Origin of the sequence: Serratia plymuthica NBRC 102599 (genome assembly GCF_001590925.1) — a bacterium.
Lineage (GTDB): Bacteria > Pseudomonadota > Gammaproteobacteria > Enterobacterales > Enterobacteriaceae > Serratia > Serratia plymuthica.
This window is the reverse complement of the sequence record NZ_BCTU01000012.1, coordinates 76,652-89,050: the sequence shown is the minus strand read 5'-3', so window position 1 is coordinate 89,050 and position 12,399 is coordinate 76,652. Positions and strand designations below refer to the sequence as shown.

Below are 12,399 nucleotides of genomic sequence, written 5' to 3'. Positions count from 1 at the left end.
CCTTGCTACTGTGTCGTTTAAGGAACCCGTTATGCTGGACTCCGCCTTTATCAGTTATGTCACGGTGATGTCGATCACCCCCGGCCCCAACAACCTGCTGCTGGCCTCTTCCGGGGTCAACTTCGGCCTGCGCCGCACCCTGCCGATGGTGTTCGGCATCAGCCTGGGTTGTGGGGTACAGTTGGCCCTGACCACCAGCCTGCTGGCGTTGGTGCTCAGTTGGGCCGGAGCGATACGTTTCCCGCTGGCGGTGATTGGCTGCGCCTATTTACTGTGGTTGTCGTGGAAGCTGTTCCAGGCGACCTCGCCGGATGCCAAACAGCAGGCGCAACCAATGCGGTTGCTCAACGGCGCGCTGTTCCAGGCGGTGAACCCCAAAGCCTGGTTGATGGCCATTAACATCGCGATCCTGTTCACCCCGCGCGAAGGGACCAGCCTTAGCCACACGCTAATGCTCGTTGCCGGCTTTGTCGCCTTGAATATCCCTTGCGTGCTGGTGTGGGCGGCGCTGGGCGATCGCCTGCGCGATGCGCTGCGCGTCACCTGGAAGCTGCGGCTGTTTAACGCGACGATGGCGGGTTTGATGGCGGTAACGGCGCTGTGGCTGTTGTTCGATGAGTGGCGCGCGGCCTTTGCTTAACCGCGGCCGAGAGGAGAAAGCCGGGACGGCTGTTTGGCGCCGATGCCGGCGATCAGATCGGTAATCGACAGCACCATGGTGGAACGCACCACCTGCTGGTATCGCTGACGCTGCATGGCGATCAGCGATTCTTCCGCTTCGCCGGGCTGCAGAAAAGTCGGCACCGGCGGCAGCGCGGCCACGCAGTGAAGTTCGCCGAACGGGCCGAGGATTTCATCGTCGACAAAGCGGTATTCCGAGCCGTCGTGATTGAGCTCTTCACGCATCGCCATCAGCAGTTCGGCATCTTCGTACTCATGACGCGAGATAACGCCCAGCCCGTACATCAGCTTAAGGCGCACCGACAGCTCACCCAAGGGGCCGGCGCCGGACAATAGCGGTTCAACGGCATACTTCACCGCATAGTCGTCCTTGCGGAACACCTGCACCACCAGCACGTTAAGCGCTTCCGCCAGCAGCTCTACCGCTGCGATCAGAAAACTGCGCACCGTCTTGCCTGCGTTCAGCTTTTCCAGAACCTGATTTTCAAATGCCTGTGGCTCGATCATCGTCGCTTTTCGAATGGCCTGGGAGATGCCGTCAATGCTGAAGTCGGGGTATAGGGGCGCAGCTTGCCGCGCCCGTGGATTCGTCATACTGAATCTACTTTTGCATGGCGTTATACACAGCAACCGCCTGTTCTACAACCTCACTTTCAACCGGCAAGCCGGAAATTTGCGCCAGCGCCGCTTTTGGCCCCAGTTTGGCCAGCAACGCCACCAGCTCTTGCGCCTGCGGATCCTGCTCGCTGCGGTAGCTCATGGCAGCGGCGATGCCCTGGATCAGGTTGTCGTGCGGCAGGCCATATTCCAGCGTGCCCAGCAGCGGTTTGATCAGGCGATCACCGGCGCTCAGTTTACGCAGCGGCTGGCGGCCCACGCGCTCGACATCATCGTGCAGATACGGGTTTTCAAAGCGGCTGAGGATTTTGTCGATGTAGGCGGCGTGCTTGTCGGCGTCAAAGCCGTAGCGTTTGATCAACACCGCACCGCTCTCTTCCATCGCGCCTTTCACCACGCGGCGGATGGCCGAATCGAGGATCGCATCACGGATGGTCAGCAGACCGGCCTGTTGGCCAAGGTAAGCGGTGATCGCGTGGCCGGTATTGAGCGTAAACAGCTTGCGTTCGACAAACGCCATCAGGTTATCGGTCAGTTCCATGCCGGCGATCGCCGGTGGCTGACCCTTGAACTGGGTCTGATCGACAATCCATTCGCTGAAGGTTTCTACCGTCACTTCCAGCGGATCGTTGCTGCCCGCTTCCGCCGGCGGCACGATGCGGTCCACCGCCGAATCGACAAAACCGACATGCTGTTCGACCCACGCCTGCTCATCTTGCGGCAGCGCGTCGAACACGTGCTGTTTTAACTGGCTGGTGCCGCGCACCATGTTTTCGCAGGCGATGATGTTCAGCGGCTGAGTGTTGCCCTGCTGATGGCGTTTGATCAGCCCTTTGGCGACAGTGCCGGCAATTTTAGCCAGGATCTGCGGGCCGACGGCGGTAGTCACGATGTCCGCTTCGGCGATCAGCGCCACCGCTTCTTCGCTGCCGCTGTTAACCGCGCTGACGTTATTCACGCCCTCAACCCGAGCCTGCTCACCCACGACGTGAACCTGATAGCTTTTGCGGCTGTTCAGCAAGTCCAGCACGGTTTGGTTAACGTCGGCAAAGGTCAGTTCGGCGTGCGCGTCCGCCAGCAGTTTGCCGATAAAGCCACGCCCAATATTCCCTGCACCGAAATGTAATGCTTTCATATTCCTACCTTTCCAATGTCGAAGGGTGCAGCAAGCTGCACCCTTTAAAATGATTCTGTTATCCGACTTTTTTGCCACCCAGCAGGTCCAACACTTCCTGCACACTGGTGGTATTCGCCAACCGCTCGATGACGCCTTCGTCATCCAACGCGTTGGTCAGGCTGGTGATCACCTGGATATGTTCGTTGTTGCGGGCGGCAATACCGATAACCAACCGCGCCACTTCATCCTCTTCATCCCCGAAGCGCACGCCCTGCGGATACTGGCAGAACACCACGCCGGTGCGCAGCACCCGATCTTTGGCTTCTATGGTGCCATGCGGCACCGCGATCGACTCGCCCAGATAGGTGGAGGTGAGTTTTTCACGCTCCAGCATCGCCGGGACGTATTCCGGCTCTACGTAGCCGCCTTTAACCAGCTGTTCGCCGGCGAAGCGTATCGCCTGCTCTTTGTCGCTGGCTTGCAGGTTAAGGAACACGTTGCTTTCGCTCAGTTTGAACAGGTTTTGCTCGGTCGCTTCAAAGCTGTCGTCCAACGTGCTGATGACTTTTTGCTGGTTGTCGGTGATTTTGTTGGCCGCCACCAAGCGTTCGGTCAGATCGCTGTACAGCTTGCTGTCGAGGAAGTTGGTCAGCGAGATGTGCTGGGCCTGTGGCGCATGGCGCATCGCACGCTCGGTCAGATCGCGGTGGGTGATCACCAGATCCACATCGTCCGGCAGGCTGTTGATGGCGCTGTTGGTCACGGAGATGTTTTTCAGCCCGGCGTCCGCCACTTTTTTGCGCAGCACGCCGGCGCCCATGGCGCTGGACCCCATACCCGCATCGCAGGCGACGATGATTTTACGCACAGTGGTCAAATCGCCGTCCACAGCAGCTTGTACTGCGGCACCGCCTTTAGCCTGAGATTTCATCTCATGCATGCGGCGGGTCGCTTCTTCCAAATCGTCCTCGTCCTTCACTTTGGAGGTTTTCAGCAGGAAAGCGGAGACCACGAAGGACACGGCAAAGGCTGCACCGATCGCCGCCAGGTTAGCAAAATAAGCGCCCTTCGGTGTCATCGCCAGCACCGCCAGGATGGAGCCAGGCGAAGCCGGAGACACCAGGCCGCCGTTCAGCAGGGTCAGGGTGAACACGCCGGTCATGCCGCCCAGAATCACCGCCAGCAGCAGGCGTGGATTCATCAGCACGTACGGGAAGTAAATTTCGTGGATCCCCCCGAAGAAGTGGATGATCGCCGCACCGCCGGCAGACTGCTTGGCGCTGCCGCGGCCAAAGAACATGTATGCCATCAGCACCCCCATGCCCGGGCCTGGGTTAGCTTCAATCAGGAAGAAGATAGATTTACCGGTTTCGGTAGCCTGCTGAATGCCCAGCGGCGAGAAGATACCGTGGTTGATGGCGTTGTTCAGGAACAGGATTTTCGCCGGCTCGACGAAAATGGACGCCAGCGGCAACAGGTTGTTGCTCACCATGATATTTACACCGGCGGCGAGGATATGCGACAACCCTTCGACCAACGGACCAATGGCCATAAATGCCAAAATCGCCAGCAGCATACCGATAATGCCGGCCGAGAAGTTGTTCACCAACATCTCGAAACCGCTTTTGATTTTGCCGTCGACCCAGCGGTCAAAATGCTTGATCGCCCAGCCGCCCAGCGGACCGGCGATCATCGCACCGAGGAACATCGGCATGTCTGCACCGACGATCACCCCCATGGCGGTGATGGCACCGACCACACCGCCGCGATCGCCCCCCACCAGCCGCCCACCGGTGAAACCGATCAGCAACGGCAGCAGGTAGGTGATCATCGGGCCAACCAGTTTGGCCAGAGTTGCATTCGGCAGCCAGCCGGTAGGAATGAATAACGCGGTGATGATACCCCAGGCGATAAAGGCGCCAATGTTGGGCATCACCATGTTGCTCAGGAAGCGGCCAAAGTTTTGAACTTTGACTTTGATGTCTGGTGAAAACATAAAACACACCCCTATTGTTACGCGCTGACAATAGAGCGCGTGATTATTGTTGTTACGATCCAGCCGTGTTGGTGCTGTCTGCGAGTGGACTCTATCACGCTGTTTTTACCACGCGAACTTCACGGACTTTTCGTGATCAGTGTCACACCAAACACCCCATGCACCGGGCACTTACAGTGATATTCGTCACAATTACTCCGTGTAAAAAAAACACAACGAGAACAAAACCCGCGTAAATGCGCAAAAATAGTGATAAGCATCACACTTTCTAGTCGCGTGTTTGTTTTTAAATTGTGACATTAATCACAATTTATTTTATCAGTGACTACCGAATCCTGGTTTGAGGAAGACCTTCCCTGTGAGCATTCATCCCGCCGGGAAATAGCGATGTGATGAATGTAAGAAAACTACATGACGAAATACGATGATGAATTGAGTGTAGTACAGAAGCGATGGAGAAGAAGTGAGCAAGCTATTGGAAAGCTGGGGGGATAAATAACAGAAGCCGGCAAGCCGGCCTCTTAAAAAACAATTACTGGGTCACGCTAGCGACGGTTTTCTGTGCATTCAGCAAATCCTGCTGCTTGGCCACCAGATTCGACATCATGGTGTTGTACTGCGTTGCCTGCTGAGAAGTACGGAACTGCACGCCGTTGTTGTTAAAGCTTACCTGATTGCCCTGAGTGCGCAGGAAATCCCCGACCTGCACCAGATCCTGAACGAAACTGGCGGTAGTAGGAATAACCGGCATCAGCGCATTGGCCGGCCCGGTGACAATCTTGTCATACACCTGATTATAAACGGCTTTCAGATCGTCAGGTTGCTTCAGCGCCGCCCGGGAGGTGTCCGCCTGTGACTTGGCAGACTGAATCTGCTGGCCCAGCAGGTTCAGCGCCCCAACGGATTGCTGCAGCGAGTCGCGCTTGCTCATGTAATCCTGCGCGGTGCGGATCTGGTTAATCTGATCCAACGCCGGCGTCAGGCTGGCATCCAGCGATTTGGACAACTGCTGTGAAAAACCGACCAGGATGGCGTAATCACCGGCATAGTTGCCGAATTTCTGCTTCTGATCTTCGCTCAGCGTCGGGATTTTCGCGCCGCTGCGCATAACCGTATTCTGTAAGTAATCAACAAACGCCTTGCGTTGTTCCGGCTCTTTATCGCCGCAGGCAGTCAATTGCATGACCACCAACAATGCCAATACCGGGGCCAACCAACGCGCGAAAACTCTGCTCTGGATCCCTACCGCCATGTGACATAACTCCTGTTATAAACCTGCTTTCTCATCGGACTCCGTCCCTTTTGTTGCACTCCGTGCGCCTATAAGAATAGATCAACTGCGTGCGATCCGATACGCGATTCACCATTCGGTTGCGATTCTGTGGCTAAAGGCGGCGCAATGACGGTAACGGGGACTCTGTCAGATGCACCGACTGCGCACCCTTTGTGGAGTTTATGCTGGAGATGATTTTGCGGGCGCTGGAGCAAAGTCTTACCCCCCAAGTCACCCCCCAAGTCACCCCCCAAGTCGGCGAGCTGTTAGCGGCGCTAAAGGGAGAGATGTCGCGCGAGGCCATTCAGGGCGCGTTGCAACTGCAGGATCGGAAATCTTTCCGCGAGCGCTATCTGCAACCGGCGTTGAATGCAGGATGGATCGAAATGACGCTACCGGATAAACCCAACAGCCGTCTGCAAAAATACCGGCTCACCGCAGAAGGCGCAGCCCTGCGCCGCCAGCAATAGAAAAGGCGCCCGCAGGCGCCTTTTTCACGGCAGAACCGCTTACTGCAATACGGAGATATCCGCCACTTGCAGGAACAGCTCACGCAGCTTGCTCAGCAGCGTCAGGCGATTGACGCGCACGGCGTCATCCTCTGCCATAACCATTACGTTGTCGAAGAATGCGTCCACCGGCTCGCGCAGGGCAGCCAGTTGCACCAGCGCATCCTGATAGTCGCCTGCCGCGAACACCGGCTCCAGCTTGTCGCGCAGCACCACCAGGTGGGTCGCCAGTTGGATCTCGGCCGCTTCCTTCAATACCGATGCGTGAACGCGATCGTTCAGCGTATCGGTGGATTTAGCCAGGATATTGGACACCCGCTTGTTGGCCGCCGCCAGCGCCGCCGCTTCTTCCAGCGTACGGAAGTAGGTCACCGCCTTGACGCGCGCATCGAAGTCCGCCGGTTTGGTCGGACGACGTGCCAACACCGCCTGAATGGTGTCGACGGCGTGGCCTTCTTCCTGATACCAGGCGCGGAAACGGCCCAGCATGAATTCGACAACCTCGTCGACGACCTTGGCATTGCTCAGTTTGCTGCCGTACAGGCGCACGGCCTCTTCGGTCAGGGTCTGCAGATCCAGCGGCAGGTTTTTCTCAACGATGATACGCAGCACGCCCAATGCAGCACGGCGCAGAGCGAACGGATCCTTGTCGCCTTTCGGATGTTGCCCGATGCCGAAAATACCGGCCAGGGTGTCCATCTTGTCGGCGATCGCCAGCGAACAGGCCACCAGCGATTCCGGCAACGCATCGCCGGCAAAACGCGGTTGATACTGCTCGTTCAGCGCAACGGCAACGTCTTCCGCTTCGCCATCGTGGCGCGCGTAGTGCATGCCCATCACGCCCTGGGTGTCGGTGAATTCGAAGACCATGTTGGTCATCAGATCGCACTTCGACAGCAGGCCCGCGCGGGTGGCGTGGTTTACGTCGGCGCCAATTTGGCTGGCAACCCAGCCCGCCAGCGCCTGGATACGATCGGTCTTGTCGCGCAGGGTGCCCAGTTGCTGTTGGAACAGCACGGTTTCCAGACGCGGCAGATTGTCTTCCAGGCGTTTTTTGCGGTCGGTGTTGAAGAAGAACTCGGCATCGGCCAGACGCGGACGCACTACCTTCTCGTTACCGGAGATGATTTGCTGCGGATCTTTGGATTCGATATTCGCCACGAAGATAAAGTTCGGCAGCAGTTTGCCCGCGGCGTCATACACCGGGAAATACTTCTGGTCGCCCTTCATGGTGTACACCAGCGCTTCCGCCGGCACCGCCAGGAATTTCTCTTCGAATTTAGCGGTCAGCACCACCGGCCATTCCACCAGCGAGGCCACTTCTTCCAGCAGGCTTTCGCTCAGATCGGCCTTGCCGCCAATCTGCTGCGCCGCCAGCTCGGCGTCACGTTTGATCAGCGCCTTGCGAGCTTCGTAATCGGCAATCACTTTACCGCGCTCCAGCAGGATCTGCGGGTATTGGTCGGCGTTGTCGATAGTGAACTCGGCTTCACCCATAAAACGGTGGCCGCGAAGGGTGCGGGCGGACTCGATGCCCAGCACGGTGCCCGGGATCAGTTCAGCACCCAGCAGCAGGGTCACGGTGTGTACCGGGCGCACAAACTGCACCTCGGAGTCGCCCCAGCGCATCAATTTCGGGATCGGCAATTTGGACAGCGCAGTGCTGACCATGCCCGCCAGCAGCGCCTGCGCGGACTGGCCTTTGACATGGGCGCGATACAGCAGCCACTCGCCTTTGTCGGTCACCAGGCGCTCTGCCTGATCGACAGTGATGCCGCAGCCACGCGCCCAGCCTTCGGCCGCTTTGCTCGGCTTGCCTTCGGCGTCGAACGCCTGGGCGATCGCCGGGCCGCGTTTTTCAACTTCGCGATCGGACTGTGCGGCGCTCAGATTGGCCACTTTCAATGCCAGACGGCGCGGAGCGGCGAACCAGCTCACTTCGCCGTGCTCGAGGTTGGCGCTATCGAGCTCAGCGGTAAAATTCGCGGCAAAGGATTCTGCCAGTGAACGAAGAGCCTTCGGCGGCAGCTCTTCCGTGCCGATTTCCACCAGGAAAGTCTGTTGAGTCATGGCTGCCTCTTAGTTCTCGTTCTTTTTGCACATCGGGAAGCCCAGCGCTTCACGGGAAGCGTAGTAGGCCTCGGCAACGGCTTTGGTCAGCGTGCGGATGCGCAGAATATAGCGCTGACGCTCGGTCACCGAGATCGCCTTGCGCGCATCCAACAGGTTGAAGGTGTGGCCGGCCTTCAGAATACGTTCGTAAGCCGGCAACGGCAGCGGTTTTTCCAACGCCAGCAGCGACTGAGCTTCTTTCTCGTACTGCTCGAAGCAGGAGAACAGGAAGTCGACGTCGGCATACTCGAAGTTGTAAGTGGACTGCTCCACTTCGTTCTGGTGGAACACGTCGCCATAGGTGGTCACACCCAGCGGGCCGTCGCTCCAGACCAGATCGTAGACGCTGTCCACGCCCTGGATGTACATCGCCAGGCGCTCCAGACCGTAAGTGATCTCGCCGGTAACCGGTTTGCACTCCAGGCCGCCGACCTGCTGGAAGTAAGTGAACTGCGTCACTTCCATGCCGTTCAGCCAGACTTCCCAGCCCAGGCCCCAGGCGCCGAGCGTCGGGTTTTCCCAGTTGTCTTCTACGAAGCGGATATCGTGGATGGTCGGATCCAGACCCAGCTCTTTCAACGAGCCGAGGTACAGTTCCTGAATGTTGTCCGGCGACGGTTTAATGATCACCTGGAATTGATAGTAGTGTTGCAGGCGGTTAGGGTTTTCACCGTAACGGCCGTCGGTCGGGCGACGGGACGGCTGCACATAGGCGGCGGCAATCGGCTCTGGGCCGAGTGCGCGCAGGCACGTCATCGGGTGAGAGGTTCCCGCGCCGACTTCCATGTCCAATGGTTGAACAATGGTGCAGCCCTGGCGCGCCCAATAGTCCTGCAGTGTCAGGATCAGGCCCTGAAAGGTCTTGGTATCAAACTTTTGCATGTTGAATTCGCACGCGATACAAGTGGATTTATATGGAATGGGCCAGTATACCCGTTGACCGTAAGATATACAGCCAGAATCCGGCAACAAGTGCGAATCGGCGAAGAGGCGTCGCCTTTTCATGCACCATCACAGGGCAAATGCCCATGCAGGATGCCCGTTCAACGCATCCGCACCGCCGCCATCTCCCGTCCCGCAACGGCCAACGAGACTGGCACCAACCTTGCAGCGTCCTGATATCAAACGTTTCAGGAGGTTCGCTGATGACCAACGCCTTAACCGACAGCCGCTATCGCTACCGTATTTTCGCCATGGTGTTTTTTATAGCGCTGATCAACTACGTCGATCGCGGCGCGTTATCCTTCGCCGCCAACGATATCTCGCATGAATTCAACTTCAACAAGGCGCAACTGGGTGCCGTACTGGGTTACTTCGGCTTCGGTTATTTGTTCGGTTCGCTGTGCGGCGGCTTTCTGGCCGACCGTATCGGCACCAAAAAAGTCTGGCTGATGGCCGGGGCGCTGTGGTCGCTGCTGGAGATCGCCACTGCCTGGGCCGGCGAGTTGGGGGTGGCGCTGTTCGGTGGCTCGGCGATCATGGGTTTCGCCGCGCTGCGGATCATGTTCGGCTTTGCCGAAGGCCCGGCCTACGCGCTGATGAACAAAACCATCGCCAACTGGGCACCGCGCAAGGAACGGGGATTTTCATTGGGCATAGGCCTGTTGAGTACCCAGGTGGGCTCGCTGCTCACCGCACCGCTGGCGGTGGGGCTGCTGCTGCTGACCGATGACTGGCGCAGCATGTTTATCCTGCTGGGCCTGTTCTCGCTGATCGCCATTTTGCTGTTCGCCCGCGTCTTTACCGATACGCCGCAGGAGCATCCTCGGGTTAACGCCGCCGAACTGGCGACCATCGGCGCCGATCAGGAACCGGACAGCCGACAACCGCACCTGCCGTGGTGGGCATTTTTCACTAACCGCACGCTGGTGTTTAACGCCCTGGGTTACTTCTCTTTCCTCTACGTTACCTTTGTGCTGGTCACCTGGGGGCCAAAATACCTGCAGGACACCTTCAACTACGATCTGCACTCGCTGTGGTATGTGGCGATGATCCCCTGGAGCGGTGCCTGCTTTACCGTGCTGCTCGGCGGCCGCATCGCCGATGCGCTGCTGAGGCGTTTTGGCAACCTGCGGCTGGCGCGCAACCTGTTTGCGGCGGTGACGCTGCTGCTGACCGCCACCTGCTTCCTGCTGATCCCGTTTATGAGCACGCCGACCGAAATCATTTTGTTGATGACGCTGGGCAATGCGCTGAACGCGCTGGTGAATAACGTGTATTGGTCGGTGGTGATCGACGTCACGCCGAAGGCGTCGGTGGGCGCTTACAGCGGCATGACGCTGGCGATCGCCAATATTGCGTCGATCACCGCGCCGATGCTGAGCGGTTGGTTGGCGCAGCACCACGGCTATGGCGCCATGTTCTTCGCCACCGCCGCGGTATCCTTCTGCAGCATGCTGTGCATGACCCTGCTGCAACCGGAAAAGAAGCTCGTGGCCGGCAGCACGCTTGCGCACCGCCGTGGTATTCAGCAAGTCGCTCCCTGACAACGGTAATACTCCTGAGGCAAGGATGCCTTCAGGTCAGCGCATTCTGCATTAAGTGAATTTCAGCTCCCGCCGATAGTGACGCTTCATATTATCTATCGCGTATCTACCGCGGAAATTAATGGGTTTACGTACAAATTGACGACCGCAACCGGCAAATATTGGTCGTTCGCATCAGCCAACCCAGGCTTCAAATCAGATTGCGATACTCGCGCGTTAACCTTCCGCGTCAAGGAGCACAGGCCTGATGAGCTGTAACTCGACCCCAAGTCTAATGGCATGCTTAGCATTGGTGACGCCCAGTTTTTTTACCGCGTTACCAACATGATATTTTATTGTCGTTAACTTCACGCCCAAGATAAGTGCAATTTCTGGATAGGATTTCCCCATACTTGCCAGATAAAGCACTTCATTTTCGCGAGCGGAGAAAATTTCTTTGTCATTTATTCTTTCAAAATATCTCGCACTGCTAATATTCTGGTATTCAGTGATTAATTTTTCATGCGTAGTTATTAATAACATCTGAATTTTGTTTTTATTTTTCTCTAACTTCCCTCTATTTTCAGAGTACAGAGCATCCAAAAAGAAAGACAACACGACGAGATTATGATGATGATCATGCAGCACAAAAGTATAACCATTAACGATGTTATAATCTTTAGCCGCGTCAAATAACTTTGAGAATTTCACCCCTGACTCGACGATGAGGTTTTCATCCCAGGGAAATGGGGTAATCCGACTGGATGCAGTGATAAGGACGGGGTCGATAAACTGAAAATTACTTTTCGTGTAGAGTTCAAACCAATCCATTCTGTTTGATATGACAGAAAAATTTGCCGGATTTCTTTTATTCATTATTGCATAAACGTACTTTATATTATTATAACTTATAAGACTGTTTTCCAGATCCCTTTTAATTTTCTCATTGATTGATTCATTATCGAAGAATGAACTAGTCACGTAACACCTCCTTGAAAGAAAACAAAAGTATAATATAGCATGCTAATCCAATGCCACACTGATACATTTGTTAACTGACATTCATCAACAACGCATTTAATGATTATTATTTCACATCGAAATAATAATCATGATAGGCACATTATGAAATATATATTAAGTTCCGATCACAATAGAGATTGTCATAGGGTAAAAACAAACCGACCGCTCGTCTAAAGTTATATCTGGATAAAAGGCATGGCACGAAGTGGTTAATGAATGAGCTGAAAAATCAGCGAACAATGCCGTTACTTGACCTGAAATGAACATCCTTACGCTATATCGATACCAGGCAGATCGCCAGAGAGGAAAATAGAAGCGCCAGAAGGCACATTCGAGTGGGATGGAGGACTAATAACAACGATGAAAATATCATCCTATTGATTAATAAGGATTCCCTGGTGTTGCGCAATAAATTCTAAAGCGACTTTTTTCTTTAACTTCATACGTTGTCGCCGTAAGGCACCTCACATCAAGCACCCTACTAAAGTACAGTCGATACACTATGCTTTTTCTTATGGCATGTAAATAGCCTGTACGGCGAGCGCCTTACTCCTGCAGTTCGAATGCCAATAAACACAATATTTTCAAACCGTAGCAGGAAAGGA

At 55.8% G+C, this 12,399-nt stretch carries 10 protein-coding genes; 3 read left to right on the top strand and 7 right to left on the bottom strand.

The annotated features are described in order from the left end of the window. Positions 1 to 31: 31 nt before the first annotated feature. Positions 32 to 640 (top strand): LysE family translocator, encoded by a 609-nt coding sequence (locus SPL01S_RS08895; RefSeq protein WP_006321722.1) that lies wholly within the window; start codon positions 32 to 34, stop codon positions 638 to 640. Here the strand turns inward: SPL01S_RS08895 and SPL01S_RS08890 are convergent. From SPL01S_RS08890 to SPL01S_RS08875, 4 genes are all read right to left on the bottom strand, one after another. After that, entirely contained in the window at positions 637 to 1,188 is a 552-nt protein-coding gene (locus SPL01S_RS08890; RefSeq protein WP_041415802.1) for an MltR family transcriptional regulator, read from the bottom strand. The two genes, SPL01S_RS08895 and SPL01S_RS08890, sit on opposite strands and share 4 nt — an antisense overlap. 94 nt (positions 1,189 to 1,282) lie before the next feature. Next, the gene (locus SPL01S_RS08885) at positions 1,283 to 2,434 is read right to left on the bottom strand and encodes a mannitol-1-phosphate 5-dehydrogenase (protein ID WP_063198890.1); all 1,152 of its coding nucleotides are present in this window, start codon (positions 2,432 to 2,434) and stop codon (positions 1,283 to 1,285) included. Between the two features lie 58 nt (positions 2,435 to 2,492). Next, positions 2,493 to 4,412 (bottom strand): PTS mannitol transporter subunit IICBA, encoded by a 1,920-nt coding sequence (locus SPL01S_RS08880; RefSeq protein WP_063198888.1) that lies wholly within the window; start codon positions 4,410 to 4,412, stop codon positions 2,493 to 2,495. 532 nt (positions 4,413 to 4,944) lie between these two features. Beyond that, entirely contained in the window at positions 4,945 to 5,664 is a 720-nt protein-coding gene (locus SPL01S_RS08875) for a DUF3053 domain-containing protein (RefSeq protein ID WP_004950637.1), read from the bottom strand. A gap of 203 nt (positions 5,665 to 5,867) precedes the next feature. On the opposite strand from SPL01S_RS08875, the gene SPL01S_RS24505 reads away from it, so the two are divergent. Then, positions 5,868 to 6,155 carry a Fic family protein gene (locus SPL01S_RS24505; protein ID WP_232246038.1) on the top strand — a complete coding sequence of 96 codons (288 nt, stop codon included), beginning with the start codon at positions 5,868 to 5,870 and terminating at the stop codon, positions 6,153 to 6,155. A gap of 39 nt (positions 6,156 to 6,194) precedes the next feature. Here the strand turns inward: SPL01S_RS24505 and glyS are convergent, their stop codons facing one another. After that, entirely contained in the window at positions 6,195 to 8,264 is a 2,070-nt protein-coding gene (gene glyS, locus SPL01S_RS08865) for a glycine--tRNA ligase subunit beta (protein WP_063198883.1), read from the bottom strand. 9 nt (positions 8,265 to 8,273) lie between these two features. After that, the gene (gene glyQ / locus SPL01S_RS08860) at positions 8,274 to 9,188 is read right to left on the bottom strand and encodes a glycine--tRNA ligase subunit alpha (RefSeq protein ID WP_006321728.1); all 915 of its coding nucleotides are present in this window, start codon (positions 9,186 to 9,188) and stop codon (positions 8,274 to 8,276) included. Positions 9,189 to 9,451: 263 nt separating this feature from the next. Here glyQ and SPL01S_RS08855 point away from each other — a divergent pair, with 263 nt between their 5' ends. Further along, positions 9,452 to 10,792, top strand: a complete 1,341-nt coding sequence (locus tag SPL01S_RS08855; protein WP_063198881.1) for an MFS transporter — start codon at positions 9,452 to 9,454, stop codon at positions 10,790 to 10,792. Between the two features lie 216 nt (positions 10,793 to 11,008). Here the strand turns inward: SPL01S_RS08855 and SPL01S_RS08850 are convergent, their stop codons facing one another. Continuing rightward, the gene (locus SPL01S_RS08850) at positions 11,009 to 11,752 is read right to left on the bottom strand and encodes a helix-turn-helix transcriptional regulator (RefSeq protein ID WP_062869120.1); all 744 of its coding nucleotides are present in this window, start codon (positions 11,750 to 11,752) and stop codon (positions 11,009 to 11,011) included. Between the last annotated feature and the right edge of the window lie 647 nt (positions 11,753 to 12,399).

Coding starts and splice junctions, on each gene's coding strand:
- SPL01S_RS08895 (WP_006321722.1), top strand. CDS start 32: ATGCTGGACTCCGCCTTTATCAGTTATGTCACGGTGATGTCGATCACC.
- SPL01S_RS08890 (WP_041415802.1), bottom strand. CDS start 1,188: ATGATCGAGCCACAGGCATTTGAAAATCAGGTTCTGGAAAAGCTGAAC.
- SPL01S_RS08885 (WP_063198890.1), bottom strand. CDS start 2,434: ATGAAAGCATTACATTTCGGTGCAGGGAATATTGGGCGTGGCTTTATC.
- SPL01S_RS08880 (WP_063198888.1), bottom strand. CDS start 4,412: ATGTTTTCACCAGACATCAAAGTCAAAGTTCAAAACTTTGGCCGCTTC.
- SPL01S_RS08875 (WP_004950637.1), bottom strand. CDS start 5,664: ATGGCGGTAGGGATCCAGAGCAGAGTTTTCGCGCGTTGGTTGGCCCCG.
- SPL01S_RS24505 (WP_232246038.1), top strand. CDS start 5,868: ATGCTGGAGATGATTTTGCGGGCGCTGGAGCAAAGTCTTACCCCCCAA.
- glyS (WP_063198883.1), bottom strand. CDS start 8,264: ATGACTCAACAGACTTTCCTGGTGGAAATCGGCACGGAAGAGCTGCCG.
- glyQ (WP_006321728.1), bottom strand. CDS start 9,188: ATGCAAAAGTTTGATACCAAGACCTTTCAGGGCCTGATCCTGACACTG.
- SPL01S_RS08855 (WP_063198881.1), top strand. CDS start 9,452: ATGACCAACGCCTTAACCGACAGCCGCTATCGCTACCGTATTTTCGCC.